16 protein-coding genes and 1 tRNA gene are annotated in these 22,334 nt (G+C 54.9%); 9 read left to right on the forward strand and 8 right to left on the reverse strand.

The window, feature by feature from the left end:
- Window positions 1–15: 15 nt before the first annotated feature.
- The 5 genes from JUJ53_RS15140 to JUJ53_RS15160 all read right to left on the reverse strand — a co-directional run bounded on the left by JUJ53_RS15140 (window position 16) and on the right by JUJ53_RS15160 (window position 6,961).
- Window positions 16–384, reverse strand: coding sequence for a YccF domain-containing protein (locus JUJ53_RS15140; protein WP_204152850.1), 369 nt, complete (start codon window positions 382–384; stop codon window positions 16–18).
- A 73-nt stretch (window positions 385–457) separates the two neighbouring features.
- The gene (locus JUJ53_RS15145) at window positions 458–2,185 is read right to left on the reverse strand and encodes a lipase family protein (protein WP_204152851.1); all 1,728 of its coding nucleotides are present in this window, start codon (window positions 2,183–2,185) and stop codon (window positions 458–460) included.
- A 387-nt stretch (window positions 2,186–2,572) separates the two neighbouring features.
- Window positions 2,573–4,972: a GAF domain-containing hybrid sensor histidine kinase/response regulator gene (locus JUJ53_RS15150; RefSeq protein WP_204152852.1), complete on the reverse strand. Its 2,400-nt coding sequence runs from the start codon at window positions 4,970–4,972 to the stop codon at window positions 2,573–2,575.
- A 381-nt stretch (window positions 4,973–5,353) separates the two neighbouring features.
- Window positions 5,354–6,412 (reverse strand): N-acetyl-gamma-glutamyl-phosphate reductase, encoded by a 1,059-nt coding sequence (gene argC / locus JUJ53_RS15155; protein ID WP_204152853.1) that lies wholly within the window; start codon window positions 6,410–6,412, stop codon window positions 5,354–5,356.
- A 477-nt stretch (window positions 6,413–6,889) separates the two neighbouring features.
- Window positions 6,890–6,961 (reverse strand) — tRNA-Cys (locus tag JUJ53_RS15160).
- A 69-nt stretch (window positions 6,962–7,030) separates the two neighbouring features.
- Here JUJ53_RS15160 and rbsK point away from each other — a divergent pair.
- Window positions 7,031–7,972, forward strand: coding sequence for a ribokinase (rbsK, locus tag JUJ53_RS15165; RefSeq protein WP_343327962.1), 942 nt, complete (start codon window positions 7,031–7,033; stop codon window positions 7,970–7,972).
- Between the two features lie 97 nt (window positions 7,973–8,069).
- A complete protein-coding gene (locus JUJ53_RS15170) occupies window positions 8,070–8,507 on the forward strand; it encodes a BON domain-containing protein (protein ID WP_239125081.1) in 438 nt (145 codons plus the stop codon).
- A 34-nt stretch (window positions 8,508–8,541) separates the two neighbouring features.
- Here JUJ53_RS15170 and JUJ53_RS15175 read toward each other — a convergent pair whose 3' ends face one another.
- The gene (locus JUJ53_RS15175; RefSeq protein ID WP_204152854.1) at window positions 8,542–9,231 is read right to left on the reverse strand and encodes an N-acetylmannosamine-6-phosphate 2-epimerase; all 690 of its coding nucleotides are present in this window, start codon (window positions 9,229–9,231) and stop codon (window positions 8,542–8,544) included.
- 119 nt (window positions 9,232–9,350) lie between these two features.
- A complete protein-coding gene (locus JUJ53_RS15180; protein WP_204152855.1) occupies window positions 9,351–10,289 on the reverse strand; it encodes a pentapeptide repeat-containing protein in 939 nt (312 codons plus the stop codon).
- 717 nt (window positions 10,290–11,006) lie between these two features.
- Between JUJ53_RS15180 and nrdJ the strand changes: the two genes are divergently transcribed.
- The 7 genes from nrdJ (at window position 11,007) to JUJ53_RS15215 (ending at window position 20,778) form a co-directional block, all read left to right on the forward strand.
- The gene (gene nrdJ, locus JUJ53_RS15185) at window positions 11,007–14,438 is read left to right on the forward strand and encodes a ribonucleoside-triphosphate reductase, adenosylcobalamin-dependent (RefSeq protein ID WP_204152856.1); all 3,432 of its coding nucleotides are present in this window, start codon (window positions 11,007–11,009) and stop codon (window positions 14,436–14,438) included.
- Between the two features lie 295 nt (window positions 14,439–14,733).
- Window positions 14,734–15,084: a hypothetical protein gene (locus JUJ53_RS15190; RefSeq protein WP_204152857.1), complete on the forward strand. Its 351-nt coding sequence runs from the start codon at window positions 14,734–14,736 to the stop codon at window positions 15,082–15,084.
- 169 nt (window positions 15,085–15,253) lie between these two features.
- Entirely contained in the window at window positions 15,254–16,762 is a 1,509-nt protein-coding gene (locus JUJ53_RS15195; protein ID WP_204152858.1) for an AAA family ATPase, read from the forward strand.
- A gap of 159 nt (window positions 16,763–16,921) precedes the next feature.
- On the forward strand, window positions 16,922–17,275 hold the full coding sequence (locus tag JUJ53_RS15200) for a DUF1257 domain-containing protein (RefSeq protein ID WP_204152859.1): 354 nt from the start codon (window positions 16,922–16,924) through the stop codon (window positions 17,273–17,275).
- A 342-nt stretch (window positions 17,276–17,617) separates the two neighbouring features.
- Complete coding sequence (locus tag JUJ53_RS15205) at window positions 17,618–18,493, forward strand: inositol monophosphatase family protein (RefSeq protein WP_204152860.1); 876 nt, start codon at window positions 17,618–17,620, stop codon at window positions 18,491–18,493.
- A gap of 299 nt (window positions 18,494–18,792) precedes the next feature.
- Window positions 18,793–19,476, forward strand: a complete 684-nt coding sequence (locus JUJ53_RS15210; RefSeq protein ID WP_204152861.1) for a Crp/Fnr family transcriptional regulator — start codon at window positions 18,793–18,795, stop codon at window positions 19,474–19,476.
- Between the two features lie 210 nt (window positions 19,477–19,686).
- Entirely contained in the window at window positions 19,687–20,778 is a 1,092-nt protein-coding gene (locus tag JUJ53_RS15215) for a DUF389 domain-containing protein (RefSeq protein WP_239125082.1), read from the forward strand.
- Here JUJ53_RS15215 and JUJ53_RS15220 read toward each other — a convergent pair.
- Window positions 20,775–22,310, reverse strand: a complete 1,536-nt coding sequence (locus tag JUJ53_RS15220) for a hypothetical protein (RefSeq protein WP_204152862.1) — start codon at window positions 22,308–22,310, stop codon at window positions 20,775–20,777. The two genes, JUJ53_RS15215 and JUJ53_RS15220, sit on opposite strands and share 4 nt — an antisense overlap.
- Window positions 22,311–22,334 lie beyond the last annotated feature (24 nt).

Genomic DNA, 22,334 nt, shown 5'->3' on the forward strand with positions numbered 1-22,334 from the left:
CAGGCTGAGGATGAATTAGCGCAAATCACGGCCGAAGGGCAGCAGCGCCACAATCACAAGCTTGAAGTGCTGCTTGGCGAAAGGTAGACCAATGATCGTAATCGCCAGGATCAGGGCGGAGACGAGATGGGCGATGGCAATTTCCCAGCCGAAGAGCACCAGCCAAATAATGTCGAAGATGATGCGTAAGGGACTGTTGGCCTTGTCTGACACCACCACCTCTTTGCCGAAGGGTGTGAGGGAGGCAAATCCTATTTTGATCACCTGCAGGCCAAAGGGAATGCCAATGATGGTCAGGCAGATAACAAGCCCGCCCACAATGTAGCCAATCGCAGCAATCAAGCCGCCAAAAATCAACCAAATTATATTGCCAAGTAAGCTCATGATGTTGTTCTCCTTAGGGCATGATGGGCGTAAACAGCCGCGAGCGGCCTGCGATCAGCAACGGTCTAAACCTCTAAGCGGAAGCTTGGTCGGCTTCCTCTTCTTTTTGGAGTTCTTGCACAACTTTCTCGGCTTCTCTAGCTTTTTGCAAATGAGCTACATACATTTCCATGCGGTGATCGTTAATGCCTTCAAACCCCTGTTCTAGGGTGCCGATCGCGTAGCCTAAAACTCCATCAACCAGACGCGTTACAAAATCAGGGTTCTTCGTCAAGTTGCCCTTCACGTCAAAGTAATACTTATGGCCAGTGTGGCGATAAACACGAGGAAACGTCCATGGCAAGATGGGCGGCGGCACCGATGGCACAATATCATTATTGTTTACATACCGGAAGGTGCGATCGCCCAAGACCTTGTCAAACTGGCGCTGGAAGGCCCAATCGCCTACCCTAGGTTGCCCAAAGGTATAGAGGCCGTTGACTGTGATCCCCGTATCTTGTAGAGCCGCTGCTGCCAGGGTCGCCAGTGCCCCTCCCAGACTGTGCCCTGTCACCCAAAGGGTGGCGTTAGGTTCTACCCGTCGCCAGCGCAAAATGATGTTGACCACTTGGGGAGCAACGCTGTCCCAGGCATGTTGAAACCCTCGGTGAACCTTAGCATTCTCCTGAAAAACAATGTCGCTTTTCAGGAGGCTAACGATTTCGGTATCCATAGTTTCCATTTTGCTCTTACCGGCAAACTTCCGCAGTTTGATTTTGATATTGGTTTGCCAGTCCCGCAGTTTTTGGGTGCCGCGAAAGCTTAGAACAATGGTGCCATTGATGCGGAAGATAATGCCTTGGGTCTCGCTACCTGGGTCGTCAATGTAGTGAAAATCTACGCCAAGGTTGGCTCCCCACTGGGTCAACACCTCGCGGATATAGCGTTCATCCGAGTAGACCAGGTAGGCAGCCTTGCCGAGGGTGAGGGCGCGTTTGGCGTCGGATGTCGCAAACTCGTCGCTGAAGTCTGTAGGGCGGTAGGGGGTGGGCAAAATTCGATAGCCATACCGCTCAAAAAGTTTTTGAACGTCGGTATAGCCGGACTTATGAATGTAGGTAAATAACTGTTCATAGAACCCCGATGCCCCTTCCCGGCGATATTCGCGATCGCCAATCACGCGAATCCAGTAAATAATGTAGGGACGTAATTCTTCGGCAGAAATTAACTTGGATTTGATGTAGTACTCGAAGTTGCAGAACCCATTTAAGAAGTCATCAAACCAACTGCGCAGGGTGAGCTCAATCAGGTATTCCTTAAGCTCCTGCTTGTAGCGATCGCTATCAATGTCTTTAAGGCTTTCTACCTCGTGCTTGCGCAGAATGGTTTCGTTGTGAGACACCAAGGCCCGGCGCAGGCGAATGTCTTTGGGTTCGAAAAAAATGTGGTCTGAACGTCCTGGCAGCTTTAGCGGCAGTTCCCGGAATTCCTCAAAGTCGATAATAGAAAGGACGTAGCCAATGGATGGCTTGTTCTCAAATTCTTTAATGATGCTGCGAATAAACTCAACCCGTTTCCAGCGCTGCTGTTCGTAATACTGACTGGCAACCCCAATGGCAACGATCGCTAGGAGCGCGCTGCTGATGGCAATCAACCAATGGGGGCTCAACGGCAAGGGGGCGGCAGGTGCCTGAGAAGGAGAGGAGTCTTGGGCCAGCAGCACCGGCTCAGGATTGGCTGAGGAGGTTGGGGAAGCGATCGCCCCCGTAGCCGTGAGGCAAAGGGCCGCCGTAAACAAAACCGGAAGGAAGCGATTTTTCATAACCCGTGCTGAGATAGATGCAGCATGAAACAGCAATAACCCTGAACCGAGGTGCGAGATGATGCTTAGGATACGGCCTATCTCTGACGGACATCACCTAACCTCCCATTGAGCCGTTATACCACGTCCCTGATATCAGGGTACAGACGGGCTATGGGATAGCCAAGGGGTTGTCCTAGGATCATGGCCATGGACTGTTCACTGCGTCAAGACTTGGGTAGGCCAGGATTGGATAGGCGTTGTCGTTAACACATCGACGCAAGCTTATCCCACCTACTGTACGCTGTGGGTTTTCAGAAGAGGACAGCGATCGCTCTACCGTCATCAGACGGCTAGCAAGGGAATAGCCACTAGTCGAGATGGCTAGCTCATGGGGCAAGCTTGAGATCAAGCGGTTTTGATGGCCATGAGCGCCGTAATTTTTTGCAGCACCTGATTGGGATGCAGCGGTTTCGGTAAGTAGTCATCCGCCCCGAGCGCCACACAGGTCTGAATGCCTTCCGCTTCGCTGAGTTGCCCCATAGCTACGAGTTTCAGCCGTTTGGTGCTAGGATTTTGCCGCAGTTGGCGAATTAGGTCATAGCCGTTGGTATCCGGCACATCAACATTAAGAATCACCGCATTGGGGCGCAGAATTTCAATTTGCTCCACCGCCCGCGATCCTTCCACAATCCAGACCACCTGATAGCCGGCCGCTGTCAGCATGTCGCAGACGAGGTTGGCACTCTCTTCATGGTTTTCAATCAGCACCATCGGCCCTAAATTATGGCGAGCCCGCAGCGCCTTCGGGGAGGCTGGAATAGAAGGGGTCGCCAGCCGCAGGTTGGTCGATCGTCGCACCGGCAGCCGCACGGTAAAAATTGAGCCCACACCGAGGGTGGATTCCACGGTGATGCTGCCGCCATGGAGCTCCACTAGATTTTTCGTCAGGGCTAAACCCAACCCCGTGCCGCTATAGTGCCGGTTGTAGGAGGTGTCTAATTGCTGAAATTTTTGGAACAGCAGCGGCTGTTGATCCTCTGCGATGCCAATGCCCGTGTCTTTCACCTGAAAGGTGGCGATGCGCTCGTCTCGAAAGACCGAGAGAATAATCTGCCCGCCCTCGGAGGTGAATTTGACGGCATTGCTCAGCAGGTTTAAAAGCACTTGCTGCAGCCGCAACGGATCGGCGGTAATCGTCTCAGTGGATGGGTTGAGGCGTAGATCTAGGGTGAGATCAATTTGTTTGAGCCTGGCCTGTTCTTCCACAATCCGCATACTCTGCTGGGCAATGTTGGACAAAGAACAGGGCCCGCATTTGAGCACCAGGTGACCGGCTTCCAGTTGCGATAGATCCAAAATATCGTTGATCAACTCCAGCAAATGCTGGCCACTGTCATGAATCGTTTGCAAATGCTTGCACTGCCGGGGCGTGAGTTCATCAGCTAGCCAGCGCTGTAGGGTGGTGGACATGCCGATAATGCTGGTCAGCGGGGTGCGCAGTTCGTGGCTCATGGCCGACAAAAACTCGCTTTTAGCTTGGTTGGCGGTTTGGGCAGCCAGCATGGCATCACGGAGGTCGCGGGTGCGTTCAATCACCCCTTGCTCTAGCAGGTCTTTTTGTTGCTGCAGTTGAGCGTAGAGCTGAGCCTGGCCAATGGCGATCGCTAAATGTTCGGCAATTTGCTGCAGAAACGTCACTTCACTCGTTTGCCAACGGCGCTGATATTGGCATTGATGGGCCACCAACAGGCCCCAAAATTGATCATGAACCACAATCGGAGCAGCTAGTTTAGATTTGACCTGGGCTTCCTGCAAGAAGGCCAGCATCTCCGGTTCTTGATCATAGGTTTGTTCAATATCGTCCACCGATAGGGGAATACCCTGCTGGTAGCGATCGCGCAGGTAGGGAATTTGGGCAGAACAATAGTCGTTGGTTAAATGATGCAGGGAAGGGATATCATCCTGGGAGCGCGCTTCATAGGTAACATAGCTACCAAAAGACGTGTAGCGAGTCGTTGTGGCAGCGGAGTTAGCGTCTTGGGAAGCCTGCTCTAGATGGGCTGGACGAGTCGGCTGATTGAGGGATTCAAACTGATAAATAATCAGGCGATCCACGGCCAAAAACTGCCGCACCTGCGCCACGGCTGTTTCCAAAATGACGGGCAGCTCTAGACTTTGGCGGATTTGGGAGATCACCTGGTTGAGCAAGCGCTCCTGTTCCACCTGCTGCCGCAACGCCACTTCCACCGGTTGGCAAACGGTGGGATAGAGAGCCGATACCTCTACCGAACTGGGATCATCCGCCCCGAGGCTGTGATGGCGCAGATCGCACAGGGATACATTGGGAACTGAAACACCCTGACTCATCAAGGCAAGGAGCTGGGTGGTGAAGTGACTTTGGACGGTCGCAGCGTTGGGCTGGATTGTGTCAATCAGGGTTAAGAGCTGAGAGGCAGCGATCGCCTTACGGTCATCCAGGGGTGCATCTATAGCTAAGCGCTTGAGAAATGCGGCGATCGCCTCGGGCTCGAAGCTAAAAGCTGTCTTCAGCCTGGGAGGCTGATCCACGTCACGGGTGCCATCCTGTTGGCCAAGCACCATGGCGCTGAAGGCTGGCGAGACGAGAATCACAAACTGATCGATATCTGGCACGGCCTGACGCTGAGCTGTTGAACAATGGCGATCGCTCACCACCGTCGCCTGATCAAGCTGTTTCGCCATTTTCTGCAGCAACAGCTGACACTGCTCGAACAAGTCCAGCGATACGATCGGCGCGTGATCCATAAAATCAGAGTGACTAACCATTGCGAGTCGGCTCGTTCGAGCAACATTTTGGGTCTTCAACGCAGGCAGTAGCATCTGCTGGATGGGTGACCATCCAACCCCTAAGTGTCCTCACCGTATGACCGAACGCAAGTCTACCGGTGCCCAACTGGGCCATCAAGAACCCTTGAGAGCATAAGCTATCTTTCAATCATCCTGTCAGCCCCCATTCATCTACCGTGAACGGAGCTGTCATCCTCTGCAATTGTCCTGCAGGAGGGGGTGATGTCCTAGTCTAAGGGCGATCGCACCTGTAGGGCTCTCCTAGGTGGCCTATTCCCCCTGACATTATGGTAGCGGGATCACTTTAGTCTCAACCGCTGGACAGGATCTCCAAGGTTGCTGGAGGCTAGGCCGTCGCCCCTAAGGATAAAAGCAAAGCTTCGGTAGTCCTAGGGTTTCGTCCCACCCCATCATAATATTTAGACATTGTAAAGCTTGGCCGGCCTGACCTTTCAGCAAATTATCAATAGCCGACATGACAATCACCCGTCCAGTGCGTTGATCGACTTCAATGCCGATGTAGCACAGGTTGGTGCCACAGGCCCACTTGGTTTGGGGATAGACGCCGCTGGGCAAGATCTTCACCCAGGGAGAAGAGCGGTAAAAAGCTTGGTAAATCGTGGATAAATCCTCCCGCACCAGCCCCGGATCGCGCATGGTGGCATAGACGGTGGCCAAAATACCCCGCGCCATGGGAATCAAGTGGGGCGTAAACTGCACCATCACCTCATGACCCGCCAGATCGCTACAAATCTGCTCAATTTCGGGGGTATGGCGATGGCGGGCCACGCCGTAGGCACCCAAACTATTGTCGGCTTCGGCTAGCAACATATTGGTTTTAGCCTGGCGGCCACCGCCGGAGGTTCCCGATTTAGCGTCAATAATGGCCGTTTCGGGGGATACCAAACCTTGCTTCAGCAACGGCGATAGGGCCAGCAGGCTAGCGGTGGGATAACAGCCGGGACAGCCGACGAGGCGAGCTTGGGCAATTTGGCTACGGTACAGCTCGGGCAATCCATACACCGCCGTTTCCGCCACAGAGCGATCGCTCCTTTCTTTGCCATACCAAGTTTGATAGGTATCCAGGTCAAAAAATCGGTAATCTGCGGATAGATCTAGCACCCGACAGCCCCGCTCCAATAGGCGGGGCGCTAAATCACAGGCAATGCCATTGGGGAGAGATAGGAACACCACCTGGCAGCGATCGGCAATTTGATCGAGATCGATCGCCTCAATAGACTGGGTGATGGCGTGCCCCAAGTGGGGGTAGAGGTCAGAAAAGGGCTTTCCGGCTGTACTATCGCCGCCTAAGTACACCAGATCAAGCTTGGGATGGTCGAATAGAAGCCGTACCAACTGCACACCGCCATAGCCCGAGGCACCCACAATCCCCACTGATATCCGTTCCGCGTCACCCATAATGTCTTAACCTTTCGATGTTCTAAAAAACCGCTGAAGTGCTTTTGTATACACCTGACTTTACACCGCTAACCCCGTTTTGTGACCGAGAGCGATCGCCCTTTTCCAAGTCCGGCGCGCGTCGTTGTCATGATGTCTGGAATGAACCCTGTAATGACATGATGATGGTTTCATGAATGCGGGTGAAATGGAAAACACCCCAAAGCCTGCAAAGGAGGAACAGAGAAAACAGACTATTTCTTCTATACAGCCCTTATATAGAGAGCCCTTATATAGAGATAGAGCGTCAAACCCTAGCCCTGCCCCTAGCTCTTCGGGTGGCATCATCCATCTGTTCGCGATCGCCTTTTATGGTAACTGTTCCTTTGGCTGACGGCCGATGGAACCTAGGCCGTTCAAAAGAATGCGCTGTTAACATCTGCGGCTCTGAATCAGAGTACCGCAAGACTCCTTGCATCTCGATGGATCATGATTAAAAGGCGGCACCCGGATTCGAACCGGGGGATGGAGGTTTTGCAGACCTCTGCCTTACCACTTGGCTATGCCGCCAGATTGCTTAGCGTAGATTAGTATAACAAACTTGGGCCCAGAGCAGCGATTCCTGGAGGGAGAGATAGGGTGAAATCTGTGGTGGTATTTGGCAGTCTCAATATGGATCTGGTGACCCGCTGCGATCGCTTTCCTCAACCGGGAGAAACTTTGGTGGGCAGAGACTTCACCACCGTGCCAGGGGGCAAGGGAGCCAACCAAGCTGTGGCGGCGGCGCGGTTGGGTGTACCAACAGACTTGATAGGACGGGTCGGCCAGGATGATATGGGGCGATCGCTGCTGGCAAACCTTCAGCAGGCCGGGGTGGGTTGTCAGGGGGTGGCGGTGGATCGTGACAGTTCGTCAGGCGTGGCGGCGATCGCGGTGGATGGTCGGGGCGAAAATCAGATTGTGATTGTGCCGGGCGCGAATGGCCGGGTTGATACGACCGATCTACAGCGCTTGGCGACCTATCTACCCCAGGCAGGTGTGCTGCTGTTGCAGCTCGAAGTTCCTCTACCGGCCGTGGTATCAGCAGCCCAGATGGCCCGCGATCTGGGCGTACGGGTGATGCTCGATCCAGCTCCCGCCCAAGCGCTGCCGGCCGATCTCTTGCCCCTGCTCCATTGCATCACGCCCAATCAGGTGGAAGCAGAGCAACTGGTGGGGTTTCCGGTGGGCGATCGCGCTTCAGCGCAGCGGGCCGGTGAGGTGTTGGTGGAGCGGGGGGTGGCGATCGCCATTGTGAAATTGGGACGTCAGGGGGCGATCGCGGTGACGACCGATCAGGTCTGGGTGCAGCCGGCCTTCTCGGTACCCGTGGTGGATACGGTGGCGGCGGGGGATGCCTTTAACGGCGGTCTGGCGACGGCCATGGTGCAGGGACTACCCTTACCTGAGGCACTGCGTTGGGCAACGGCGATCGCCGCCCTATCGGTTGCCCAGCCTGGGGCCCAGCCCTCCATGCCCACCCGATCGACCGTGGAAGCATTTCTGGCCGATCCACCGCCCACAATCCAAAGTCTTGCTTAAGGATCTTCACCAAGGCAGAAAATGTACTGCAAGATACGGCCATTGCTGTAGAACTGGTTTGATTTCACCCTTAAAAAATTTAAGAGGATTAGAAACAATGGGATTTTTAAGTCGAATTTTGGGGACTGGAGCAAAAACAGCCCAATCAGGTGCTAGTAGCGCTGCCTCTAGCGCTGCTTCTAGTGCGGCATCGTCCATATCATCAGGCAAGTCGTTGGGTAGCCAAGCCAATGCGGCCAAGGCCAGTAGCACCGGATCTGCCAAGGCAGATAAGTCGCCCGATGCCATTCCCCCAGAGCGCGTCGGGCTCAATGGTGAGTATGACGACAGTGGTCTGGCGAAGCGCGTCGCCCAGTCGTTTGACCAGGATGCGCAACTAGATGATGTAGAGACGCTGTTTGTGGCCCAAACCAGCAGCACGGTGGTTCTGAAGGGAACGGTGCCCAGCCAGACCATCCTCAACCGCATGGTGACGGTCGCTCGGGGGGTAAGCGGGGCTACGGCCGTGGACACCAGCCAGGTAACGGTAGGCTAAGTCCAGTTCCTTTGAATCGCGATCGCCCGCTAGGTTAGGAAAGCAGCGTCTTGCAATAGGCCTGCACTAAAAGATCAATGCCGGTGATCGCCGTGCCCACCACCACACAGGTCGCCCCCAACTCTAGAGACTGGCGAGCCATCTGGGGGGAGGCAATGCCGCCTTCACAGATGATGGGTACGGAGAGATGCTGAACCAAATCCTTGAGCAACTCAAAGCCGGGGGGCTTTAGGTGTTGAGTTGCGGCGGTATAGCCGTAGAGGGTGGTACCAACGCAATCAGCTCCAGCAGCTACGGCGGCGATCGCTGCCTCTAGGGTATCCACATCGGCCATCACTGGCCTGTGCAATTGATGGTGAATGTGATCAATCAGAGCAGCCACCGTCTCCCCTTCAGGGCGTGGCCGCGTGGTGGCGTCAATGGCAATGATGTCGGCTCCTGCCTGGGCGATCGCGTTGGCGTGAACAATCTGCGGCGTAATATAAACGTCGCAGTTGGGAATCTGCTGCTTCCAAAGGCCAATCATTGGCGCGGAGATGCGCGGGCGGACGGCTTCGATATGGGCGGGGCTATCAATCCGCACCCCCACGGCCCCTTGTAAAACAGCGGCTTCCGCCATGGCGGCAATCACCGACGGCTGGTGAAGGGGAGAGGTGGCCGGTGCTTGGCAGGAGACCACTAAGCCACCCTGTAGGATAGTTTGCCAATCGGAAGCCTGAACCATGAGACGCTGCCTTTGCCAAAGTACGCCCCTGATTATGCCATGGGGTAGGCCGAGGGCGATCGCTTCCGACTTTCTCCAGGTCTGGGATAGCGCATACCCGCAGATCACCACCTTAAGACTTAGTGATACACCGAGCCATTGGGCATGATCGTGCCGCTGAGATTTGCGCCGACGGTTTTGACCATAATCTGGTCGCCAAAACCGACCTTGGCCCCCGTCAGGTCTGCGCCACTTAGGTCTGCACCGCTCAAGTCTGCACCAATCAGATTGGTGTCCCGCAGATTGGCATTGCGCAGGTTGGCCTGAAGTAAATTGGCCCGAAACAGCTTCGCGCCCTGCAAATTCGCTCCAGATAGATCAATTTTGTGGAGAAAGGTGTCGCTGAGGTTGGCACCACTCAAGTTTGCGCCACTTAAATTTTGACCAGACAGATCTTTTTCTTGCAAATCCCGACCGCTGAGGTTTGCCCCCTTTAAGCTCTGCCCAACGCCACTGCCATTGGGGCGGGGTGAGGGTGGGGTCGGCGGTTGGTAGTAGGCATGGGTCGGCGTTTGCGAGTAAGGACGATAGGCCGCGTAGTAGCTAGGGGGCGGTGGGTAGTAGGACTGGGGTGGATGGTAGTAAGGGCGGGAGGAGGGTTGGGCGTAGCGCGGCGTTTGGTAGGACGAATAGGATGCCGACTGAGAGGATGCGGCATCGGACTGGGCAGCGGGACTGGGCTGATAGGTAGGGCGCGGTGGTGGCTGGTAGGGGGGCGGTGAATAGGAGGGCTTAGGCGGCGGAGAATAGGAGGGATTGGGTGCAGAGCTGGCGGCGGGCCGTTCGGTAGTCTTTCTTGACCGATGCCAATTGTGGGCATGGTGCGATCGCAGCCGATCACGAGCGTAGTTCAATTCCTTCAGCTTTTCCTGGGCCTCAGCCACTCGCTCCGGTTCATCCTTGGGAGCGCGATCGGGGTGCCACAAAAAGGCCAGCTTTTTATAGGCTTGCCGTACATCCTCTGCCGTTGCGCCTGGGCGCAGCCCCAGAACCTTGTAGCATTTTTCTAGGTCGTTCATAGACGATAAGGTTCCCAAAATCCTATCTCTGCATCGGAGAAAAGCTGACCTGTTGGCAAGATCAACGCCATTGATACCCTAACGTAACTGTCGCAGGTCGGTGCTGTCGAGCCGATAGAACTGCCGGTTACCCATGCCACCGACTACCAAGGGCGATCGCTCCACCTGCTTTAGCGATCGCTCATCCATTCGTCTCGCTCACAACAAGGGCGATCGCTTCTGACGTGGCTCCAAGAAGAGGACGTCGTAAATCCTTGGAGTCTGGTCTGGCTGTCCATAGATTGATGTGGATTGAAGGCAGTATCTCTCATCTATTTCCTTGCTGCAAGAGATCTTGGCCTGTCTCAACATACGTTCATTTTAGTGACTCCAGTGTAAAGCGTGATCTCAGCTTTTCAAGCCATCCCATAGAAAAAGTCAAGAATTGCTCTTGCCTGGGTTGCTAGCGATCGCTTTCCCTCTTCATCCCATTCCCCAAACCTGAAATCAGGATTTCGGGGGTATAAAAGGATGGTACAATCATGGGTTTCGGTGAAAAGCCGATGTAGTGCGCTGCCTGGATAGATCTCCTGAAAAATTTTACGCCCTCCCTAGCCCTCTCTGGGAGAGGCGTTTGGGGACACAATCGATAACAAGGCGATCGAGCAATCAGGCACCTAGACGCCTGAGCAGCACTACCATATGAAATGAGAATCAACGGACACGACCGCGACACCTATGATCCAATCCCGCATATCACCCCAACGGCAGGACAACCTCGATCAAACCCGCCAGGCCAGTCAATTTCCAGACTACGCCCCCGCCGCCAACTCGGTGTTTTATCGCACCTATAGCCGCCGTGGAGAAGACGGAGCCAATTTACGCGAAACCTGGAAACAGGTGTGCGATCGCACCCTGAATGGGCTAAAGGAATTAGGAAATCTGACCGACGAGGAAGCTGCTCTGATTGAGCGGATGCAAACTGAGCTGAAGGCCCTCCCCTCCGGCCGCTGGCTGTGGGTGGGTGGCACCGACTGGATTAAGAAGCCCGAAAATTTCTCAGGAGCCTACAACTGCACCAGCACCAACGTGGACGACTGGCGTGCCTTTGGGCTGATGATGGACTTGGCCATGATGGGCTGCGGCACCGGAGCTGTGCTGGAGCCACACTATATCGGCAAGCTGCCAGCCATTCGTAACCTGCTCACCGTTGACATGCAGGGCGAAATCGGTGCAACGCCGGTGAGCGATCGCCAAGAGGAAACCCGCGTCACCATCGAGGGCGATCGCGTGGTGATCCAAGTGGGCGATAGCCGTCAGGGTTGGGTCAAGTCCTACCAAACGGTGCTGGAGCTGGCCAGCGACGAACGCTTCAACGCTGCCGTGCAGGTGACCATTGACCTCAGCGATGTCCGCCCGGCTGGAGAACGCCTCAAGGGGTTTGGAGGCATGGCCAACCCCATCCGCCTACCGAAGCTCTACGCCCGCTGTGCGACCATTCTTAATAAAGCGATCGGCCGGCAGTTGACCTCGGTGGAATGCTGTTTGCTGATCGATGAAGCCGCGGCCTGCGTGGTGGCAGGTAATATCCGCCGCTGTCTGCCCGAAGATGCCTTGGTTCATACAGATCACGGACTTGTGGCCATCAAGGATGTCAAGGTTGGGGATTTTGTGCAGACACCCCTAGGTTTCCGGCGGGTCACGAATAAGTTTGACCAGGGTGTACAGGATGTTTACGAAATCGAGACCAACGGCCCCCTGCCCAGAGCAACGTTGAATCACCGGGTGGCTGTCCTTGCCGATGTTAAAGGAGAGATACAGTGGAAGCAGGTCGATCAGCTGGAAGCAGGGGATCGCTTGATGCACAGCACCCAGGTTCTGCCTGGTACCGTAACCACTCTCCCGGCCGACTTCACTGCTGATCGACCAGAGCAAAGCCGTACAGCCAAGCATGTCGCTATTCCGTCCTTGACGGCTGATGTGGCATGGCTGATTGGCTACACACACGGCGATGGCTATGTGGCTCTGGGCCGCAACAAGCATAACAAGCCCTATGGTCGGGTGGAATGGGCCATGAATGCCAACGATGGGGTACTTACCCAACGCTTGCAAGCCAAACTAGATAGAGCTTTGGCTCAGTTTGGACTCACCGCCACCCACGGCATTGTGAACGGTGAGAACACCGCTAAATCAGTTTGTTCTTCCATTCGCCTAGCAGAATACTTCCACCGCCATATCAAGCAACCCACCCAGCCTCTCACTATCCCAACCTTCATCTTGCAAGGTTCTATTGACATTCGCGCTGCATACTTGGCGGGTTTGATGGACAGTGATGGAGCTGTGAATAATCGGCCTCCCCACCTGGTCACGACGGTTTATCCTGCCTTTGCCCGTCAAGCGGCAGCGGTTCTGTCCAGTCTGGGTATTGCTGGACGAGTGCGTTTGATCCGTCCCCAAAAAGAAAACTGGCAGGTGAAATACAACGTCACTCTTCCCGCCTTTAAGGGTCAGTACAACAGCCTGATAGCGCCCCACTCTGTCAAGGGTGAACTACGTCAGGGGCTAAAAATGTATGGCTTCACAGTGCCAGCCTCCCTCATGCGTGAGATCTATACTTACAGCGAAATGCGTGGCATGGGCTTTCAAGGCTCTCGACAGGTGGATTCCAATTACGAGCGCTATATCGCTGAGGCGGATGTCAATCTGGATATTCCCGTCACGGTGGAAGGCATCGGCAGCTATACCTCCATCCAAACCTATGACATTGAGGTTGAGGAAGCCCATTGTTTTTACTGTGACGGCTATCTCACGCACAACAGCGCTGGGATGCGTCAGTTTGCTGAAGGTGACGAAGTTGCGGCCAGCGCGAAAGAAAATCTATGGCAGCAAGATGAAAACGGGAATTGGCGCATTGATCCAGAGCGGGATGTGTTGCGCATGGCCAACCATACGCGGGTCTTTCACCACAAGCCGAGCCTAGACGAATGTACAGCAGCGGTGCGTAAGCAATATTACTCTGGCGAAGGGGCTATTCAGTGGGCTGGAGAGGCTGAACGCCGCGCACAAGGGAAGGGGCGCTATGGTCTGAATCCTTGTGGGGAGATTATCGGGCAGCAGTTCCATTGCAACTTGGCTGAGATCCACTTAAATCAACTGGATCCCAACAACCTCCAAGAGCAAGAAGCAGCCTTTACAGCGGGGGCGCTGGCGGTGGCAACCTTGCTGAACCATCAGTTTGTGGAACCACGCTACCGGCAGTCACGCCTCGAAGACCCAATTGTGGGAGTGAGCTTCACGGGATTGTTTGACTTCTTCGTCAATGCCTTTGGCGTCGAGTGGTTGCACTGGTGGACAGAGGGACGTCCGGATACCGTACGCGGTCTGGAGTTCAAGGCTCAAGAGCAGGCCTATCTCTCACGATGGAAAGACATCGTCCATCAGGTGGTTTGGGACTATTGCGATCGCCACGGCATCAAGCGTCCCAACCGCTGTACGACCGTGCAGCCAGCGGGGACGAAGTCGCTGTTGACCGGAGCTTCGCCTGGCTGGCATCCGCCCAAGGCCCAGCGGTTCATTCGGCGGATCACCTTCCGCAAGGATGACCCCGTAGCCCTGGCCTGTCGCGACTATGGCTATTCTCTGATTCCGTCCCAGTCAGACAAGGATGAAACCGGCAACTTGCTGAACGATCCGTTTGATCCCCGCTGTACGGAATGGTTGGTAGAACTGCCGGTGGAAGTGCCTTGGGCTAATATCCCTGGGGCCGACCAAGTAGATATCTCCAAATTCTCGGCCCTAGCCCAGTTTGATTTCTACATGCAGGTGCAGCAGCATTACACAACCCACAACACCAGCGCCACCATCGAACTGCGGGAGCCGGAGATTGAGCCCCTAGCCACTCGCATCTATGAGGCAATTCGGGATGACCAGGGCTATATTTCTGCTGCTCTGCTGGCGCGGTTTGATGACCTACAGACCTTCCCGCGCTTGCCCTTCGAGCCGGTGGATAAAGCCACCTATGAAGAGCTGCGGCAGCAAGTCCTCCAACGGCAGCAAACCGATGATTTCTATGCGGCGCTCTGTCGCTATGATGCGGGTGAACTCATGGAAGCAGGGCCGGCGGGCTGCGATTCGGATAAGTGCATGATGCCGGAGCAGAAACCCGGCTAAAGCCTAAGCCCGACTAGGTTGGGGTCTGTAAACCTCAACTCTCTTGAGAGGTGTCCTAGGGCACCTCTTTTAGTTTGACCCAGTGGCCGACCTGACTGAATGCAGACAGAAAGGGTAAAGAGCCTGATGGGCAAAGGATTAGGGCGATCGCTCCCTCGCAAACGACAGGAAAGCGATCGCCCCTTATGTAAACAAAAGTAACAAAAGTGCCGTCATGCTGGCATACTGTCTTGACAGCCTTGGGTTAGGGCACGTATTCTTTTGGCATACCCGGGTATTAATCACTGATTGTTGTATGCAAGACAAGCACAAGGTTACGTTATATCTCCCTCCCGAACTCCATCGTCAGCTCAAGATCACGGCGGCGGTCAGTTCTGAACCGATGTCTGCGATCGCTGAGCGAGCCCTTGAATTTTACCTAGCCCATCCCGATGTGGTGGAAGCGGTAGAAGCCCTCCATGGGCAGGTGCATCAGATTTATGCATGTCCAGACTGCTCTACATCTCTTGTGTTGCGAGACGGCGAACTGGCTCCTCTGGGTCAGCAGCCTAGCATCCTCGACGATGAGCTATCTGTGGGATCCATTGATCCGAGTCGCTCATCCAATCGGAGTCAACCGGGTGAGGAAGAGCTAGTTCCTTGTTAGGTGGTGATTAGTGCCCTGTTCGCAGCCGCTGTCTGTTCCGACATCGATGCGCGAGTCTTTACCTAGATGGGTGAAGCAAGTTGCAAGGCGATTGCAGGTGGGTTTGACTTTGACCCAAATTGCAGGTCTGGTCAGCATTTGCCCTGTTGCTAGTTAGGTCTGAATTGTTATGAAAGAAGAGCTCCGCATTCTCGTTCAAGCTCAGTACCCGCTAATCTACCTGGTAACCTCCGAAGAGGAGCGTGCAGAGCAGGCGATCGCGACGATTGCCCAGACCAAGCCACAGCGGCGTGTGTTTATTTGGACGGTCACCCACGGCATCGTGGAATACGGTCAACCCCGCAGCACCACGCAGCACAATACCGTATCTCCTGAAGCTGCTGTTGAATGGGTCATTCGCCAGAAAGAACCAGGAATCTACGTTCTTAAGGATCTCCACCCGTTTGTCGATTCGCCTGCCGTCACCCGCTGGCTCCGAGATGCGATCGCTAGCTTCAAAGAATCCCAAAAAACTATTGTTTTGATGTCGCCGGTGCAGCAGGTGCCCGTCGAGCTAGAAAAAGAAGTGGTCGTGCTCGACTATCCTCTGCCCAGCATGACGGAGCTCAATCAGGTGCTATCCCAGCATCTCGACCAAGTGCGATCGCGGCGCATTACCACCGAAGTTCGGGAGAAGCTCTTGAAAGCAGCTCTAGGGCTAACCCGTGATGAAGCCGATCGGGTCTACCGCAAGGCACAGGTCACCACTGGACGCCTAACCGAAGCAGAAGTTGACATTGTTCTCTCTGAGAAGAAGCAGCTCATTCGGCGCAACGGCATTCTAGAGTTTATCGAAGAGGATGAAACCCTAGATGCAGTCGGCGGTTTAGAGGAGCTGAAGCGCTGGCTCAAGCAACGATCCAATGCCTTCACCGAGCGAGCCCGGGAATATGGCTTGCCTCAGCCGAAAGGAATGCTGATTTTGGGCGTACCCGGCTGTGGTAAATCCTTGATTGCTAAGACCACCTCTCGCCTGTGGGGACTGCCCCTACTACGGTTGGACATGGGGCGGGTCTATGATGGCTCAACCGTGGGTAAATCGGAAGCCAACCTCCGCAATGCCCTGAAAACTGCCGAGTCCATCTCTCCTGCAATTCTGTTTATCGATGAAATTGACAAAGCGTTTGCTGGGGGCGCAGGATCTGCTGATTCGGATGGTGGTACCTCTAGCCGCATCTTTGGTTCGTTCCTCACCTGGATGCAGGAAAAGCAGTCGCCCGTGTTTGTGATGGCAACTGCAAACCGAGTGGAGCGATTGCCCGGTGAGTTCCTCCGCAAGGGACGGTTCGACGAAATCTTCTTCGTTGATCTACCAACGACGGAAGAACGCCAAGAAATTTTCAGAATTCATTTATCCAAGCGACGGCCCGACATTACTCACTTCGATCTGGGCCAGCTTGCCAAAGTTTGTGACGGGTTCTCGGGGGCAGAGATCGAACAAGCGCTGATTGCAGCCATGTACGATGCCTTTGCCAAGGGGCGTGACTTCAACCAGCTCGATATTATCGCAGCGGTGAAGGCCACTCTGCCCCTCTCGAAGACCATGAGTGAGCAGGTGACCGCCCTGCGCGACTGGGCAAGGCAACGCGCCCGCCCTGCCGCCTCATCCTTTGCAGAGTATATGCAAATGGAGTCATAACAAGCTTTCTTTCCTGCTCCCAACAGGAAGAAAGGTTAGCCTCCGGGCTAGCAGCTAAGGAAACCCGCCGTATGGTTTACCTCGGCAGAATTCACACCTCTACGGCACGATCTACTTTGACGTTGTTTCTCTCAATTTCTCTACAGGAGGAAATCCGATATGTCTCACTTTAGCACCCTGCGTACCAAGATCAGTGACGCTGAAATCCTCAAGTCTTCCCTACGGGATCTCGGCATCGGCGTCAAAAATAATGCTGATGTTCGTGGCTACAATGGCCAACGTGTGCGGGCTGACATCGTAGCTACCCTCGAAGGTGAATACGATCTAGGCTGGTCTCGCAACGCTGATGGTTCCTTCGACCTGATTGCTGATCTTTGGGGTGTAGCTAAGAAGCACAACCAAACCGAGTTGATCAACTCCATTAACCAAAAGTACGCTGTGAACAAGACCTTGGCTGAAGTCAAGCGTCCTGGATTGCAAAACGCTAACGTTAAGCTGGTCGTTCAAAAGTAATCTTCTCTGAGCGTTCCCAAATGAGCGGGCTGATCCACCACGGATCAGTCCGTTTTTTGCGGCAGCGGCAGAGAATAAAGCTGTTTTCTCCAGCAAGGGCAATCGGTCAGGACAACTTGCGTCAACGAGGAGTTGAGGATTGGCATAATCCCGTGCTAAGGTGCGATCGCCCAAGGTTGAGAGCAATCGCGTTGGTAATTGCTCCGTCTAAGATAGGCGGCTGTTTCAACGCCCCGCCCTGATGACCTCGTCAAAGGTAGAACTGGAAAGGTCTACCCTCCTGCTCGACCCCATTGTTGGATTGCTTTTGTATGCTTGCCCTAACGTCCATCTTTTTCCGCCATGCACTATCTCTCGGTTGACCAAGCGCAAACGATCCGCTGGTTGGTCAGAGATTGTGGTCAACAGGCCAAACAATTAGCAGCCGAACAGTTTCAGGTCTTTGAAAAAGGCAAAGATGACTATGTGACCAGTGTCGATCGCCTGCTCGACCAACGATTGTCGGAAGCCTTTCGGGCAATGTTTCCCCAGGATGGCTTGGTGACGGAAGAGAATAGTGCATCGCGGCAGGTGTTTCACGGGAGTCACCGTCGCCTTTGGTGCATTGATCCCATTGACGGCACCGATGATTTTATCCATGGGCGACTCTATTACTCCGTCATGGTGGGGTTGCTAGAGGGTAGCCAACCGACAGCCGGCTGGATCTATGCGCCGACCCTCGATCGTCTTTACTACGGTGGGCTGGGCTGGGGCGTGTTTCAAGCAGGGGGCGATCGCCTGCCTGAAGCCATTACTCCCATTGAGCCACCGCTATCGGAGTCTAATTGCCCCATGTTGATTGGCGACAAAGATCGCCGTCAGTTTGGTGATGCCATTCAGCGGGCGGTGCCAGCGGCGCAGTTTCGCACCCTAGGCAGCTTTGGTCTCAAGGTGATGGAAGTGGTCAGTGGACGGGCAGGGCTCTATCTCTACCTCAACCGCCGCGTTAAGCTATGGGACACCGTGGGGCCCCTAGCCCTAGCGCAAGCCGCTGGGTTAACCTGCTGTGATCTGGACGGTCAACCCATTGGATTTACTGCCGATTGCCTTGATCCCGAGACCTTAGCCCATCATCAAACCATTTTGGTGGGCTGGCCTCATTATATTGAGGCCCTGCGATCGCCCATTCGTCAGGCTGTTCTGTCCCAGTCTGAGGAAAGCTGGTCAATCGCTCGATAGGACGGGGCGATCGCCCTTACACACCATCATTATGGATCCTATGCATACACCTCTCGGTGCAGCCAGGCCAAGCAGCATCCCACCATGGGTCACGCAGTTGTGCCGGATCATCCGCAAGTTTTATCGAGTTTCGTGCCAGAGAGATTGGAGATTTAGGAGACTTTGCGGGTAATATAGTTTAGACAAACGGTGATAGCTTAGGATCATCGTCAGTGTCGCAGGGGTGGTCTTGCCACCTGCTGAGACGGTTCAAAGCATTTCTGGCGAAGTAGTGAGTTTTTGAGGTTTGGGCACCTTCCATGCAGACTGAAGCTTTCAGTGAGCTTTTCCCACTTTTCAACGCGGCCAGCCCAGAAACCCTGGAATGGTTATTATCCATTGCGGTTGAGCACGACTATCCATCGGGACGTGCCGTTTTGATGGAGGATGCTTGGGGTAACGCGGTGTACTTTGTTGAATCCGGGTGGGTGAAGGTTCGCCGCCACGCGGGAGAAGAGGTCGTCACCCTAGCAATCTTGGGACAGGGCGACTTTTTTGGGGAGATGGCGATTTTAGATGAGTCTCCTCGTTCCACCGATGTGGTTGCGCTCTCACCGGTCAAATTGCTGAGCGTTTCTGCCCAGCGATTCATCCAAACGTTGTTCAAAGATCCTCAGCTTCATCACCGGATGCTGCAACTGATGGTCAGCCGTCTGCGGCAAACCAATGTGCGCTTCCAACTGCGCCACCAGCCATCCGCCATCAAGCTGGCCCACACGCTGGTGTATTTAGGTGAAAACTACGGGGTACCGTCGGATGATGGCACCGATATCTTCAACATCCCGCTACAGGATTTGGCGGATGTCTCGGATATCAACGTCGATGAAACCACCAAGATCATGGAAAAACTCACCGATAAGTCTTGGTTGACCATTGATGACGCTAACCAAGTGATTCACTTGAACAACATCAAGCAGCTCACCCATCTAGCGAGCAAAATCTAGCCTCGCCACCCTGCCATCTCCCTCTCCAAAACCTCACCATCCCCCCAAAGCTCAGGATGGTGGACATGGGCCAGCCTTATATCTTGAGAGGTAACCCATCGAACTCACGCTGGGCTCAGGTTTTGTCGAGTCACCGTTAGGCTGCTGAGGGTCACAGGTCTCTATGCTAGGCTGAATCCCGTATAGCAGTGCGGCGCTGGAGGTCAGGTTTTGGCACAGTCCTGGTATGTCAAGGTTCAACGGTTTTGGCGGAAATATCTTTGGGGGCGGCGCATTAAGCCTCAAGAACTGCGTCACTTTCAGGCCAGTTTGCTAGACGAATCACGGCTTGACCTCAATTTTATAGTGCTGAGCGTAGGTTCCTGTGCGATCGCCACCTTTGGGTTGCTATCCAACAGTGCGGCGGTGATTATTGGCGCGATGATCATTGCGCCGTTGATGCTGCCGATTCGCGGCATAGCCTTTGCGGCCCTAGAAGGAGACCTCGATCTGTTTCGTCGGGGAATGGTGGCGGTGGCGGTGGGTACGGCCATCGGCGTTAGCCTAGCGGCCATCCTAGGATTTATGGTGAACCTGCCGGAATATAACAGTGAGGTGCTGGCGCGATCGCGACCCACCTTGCTCGATCTTGGCGTTGCGGTAGCAGCGGGAGGCATCAGCGGCTTTGCTAAAGTACAGCCGAAGGTGTCTAATGCCCTAGCTGGAACGGCGATCGCCGTGGCCTTGATGCCGCCAGTTTGTGTGATTGGTTTGGGGATAGCCCAGGGCAACTGGCAACTGAGTTGGGGGGCATCGCTGCTGTATCTGACCAATTTATTAGGGATTACCCTGTCCTGCATGGTGGCCTTTCTGATCGCCGGCTATATTCCCCTAGCGCGGGCGCGGCGGGGGCTGGGGCTGGCGATGGCGCTAACGGGGGTGTTGCTGTTGCCCCTAGGCATTACCTTGGCCCGCCTCGTGCAGCAAGTCAACCTAGAATACAGTCTGCAGCGGGCATTGCTCGATCGCACCATTACCTTTCAGCGCACCCAGTTGCTGTCGCTGGATGCCAACTGGTTGAGTTCGCCGCCGGAGGTGCGCTTAGTGGTCATTGCCTCGGAACCGTTAACCCCCAATCAGGTAAAGCTGCTGGAAGACTTTGTGGAGCGGGAAATGGATCAACCCTTCCGGCTGATCTTTGAAATTAATCAGGTTCAGGAAGTGCGACGACGCCCCATCCAGCAGTTTGGTCAAATTGCTCAGCGGGCCTTTCCGTTGCCGGCCAACCATAATCGTCCGCAGCCTACGCGCCCGGCCCGCTAGCGCAGTTGGCAAAATTTGCGATCGCGATCGCGGTTGGGCTCTTGCCAGGAGTAGGCAAAGTGGCTAATGGCATTCACTCGGGGGGCGGCTTGGCGAATGGCCTGCATCTGTGATTCTAGGGACGGGCGATTGCTGATGGAACTACCCCAGAGCCCCGCTAGCACTGGCTTGACTTGAGTGCCCGCTGGCGCTTGGCTGACGACCCGGAGAACTTGGTTGGCAATGCAGGTGCTGTTACCGCAGGTGGCGTAGGACATGGGATGCCATTCTAGGCTGGCTGGGAAACGATTCCAGGGCTGTAGACGAGAATCGTAGCCACTGCGCCCAACGGTTTGGTTACCATCTGGAAAGAAAACGGCTCCACCGGGAAGGTTGTAGCGATCGCTGGCCAGGGTGCCCACGGCCAGAAAATCAATCACGCCCTGCATGGCATGGGCAACGCTCAGGTACCACAGCTCTTGCTGCAGCATGGGTCGTAAGCGATCGCTGGGGGTAGTGGCGATGCTAGCCGAGGGAACCCGCCCTTGCCAAAGGGGCTCTGTTTCCTGGGGATGGAGGCTTTTGACAGCGTCGATATCGCCATTGGTGAGATAGCCTTGGGCCAGAAATCGGCGGATCAGATCCTGCCCGCGTTGGTTCGATGCCCGCTGCAGTAGGGTTTGCTGCGAGGCTGAGCCATAGATCCATAAATCTTGCACCTCATCAGCGACAGAATCTGCGCCGGAGCCCCGAGGGTAGCGGATATAGTCAAACAGAATGCCGTCGGGGCGGCGCTGGGCGATCGCATCCACGGCTGCGTAGAAATCTTGCTTGGCCGTCATATTGTAGGGATCGATGAAGACTTCTTCCCCACTGCCTCCCTCGGAATTGAGCCCCGCCTGGGAGCGAGCCGTGAGGCTGGTTTGTCCACGACCGTTATAGGCCAACGCCGATTGGCGATCGCTGCGTTGCCCATAGGTATAGCCAAAATTCATCGTGAACACCCAGGCATAGACCGTGAGCCCTCGTTCCCGCCCCTTAGCGATCGCCTCGGCCAGCAGATCCGTCGTTTCGTAGCCTGGCGTTCGAATCACCGACGGCCAAGCGGTGGTATTGCTCGCCAACGGCAGCAAGATCTGACCGTTGTATAGAGCTTCCACATAGACGCGGTTGTATCCCTTGTTCACCACCTCATCCATCAGGAGATCCATCGCTCCCGGCTGAGCGTCACAGGGATAGAGCCGCACCCATAGCGACTGTTCTTGGGGCCAGGTACGACTGCGGCAGTCTCGGAGCTGTTGGGCATGTTGTCCCATCAGGGTTTTGTATTGATCCTGGGCCGTGCGATCGCCTTGGAGGGCGAGCTGGCGTAGCTGTTCTTTTTGGGCTACATCGCTGTCGGATAGCTGACAGTAGGCACTCGTTTGGGCCACGCTGGGCTGCTGGAACAGGCCGATAAAACTGCTGGTGATCAAAGCGATCGCTGCTAGGGAAAGCAGGAGACTGCGCCGGACTTGGCGGCTAAAAGCTAGAGGAGTCAAAAGCCAACGCATAGGTGTCTTCTGTAAATGATTTCG

This window comes from Leptolyngbya sp. CCY15150, assembly GCF_016888135.1.
Classification (GTDB): domain Bacteria; phylum Cyanobacteriota; class Cyanobacteriia; order RECH01; family RECH01; genus RECH01.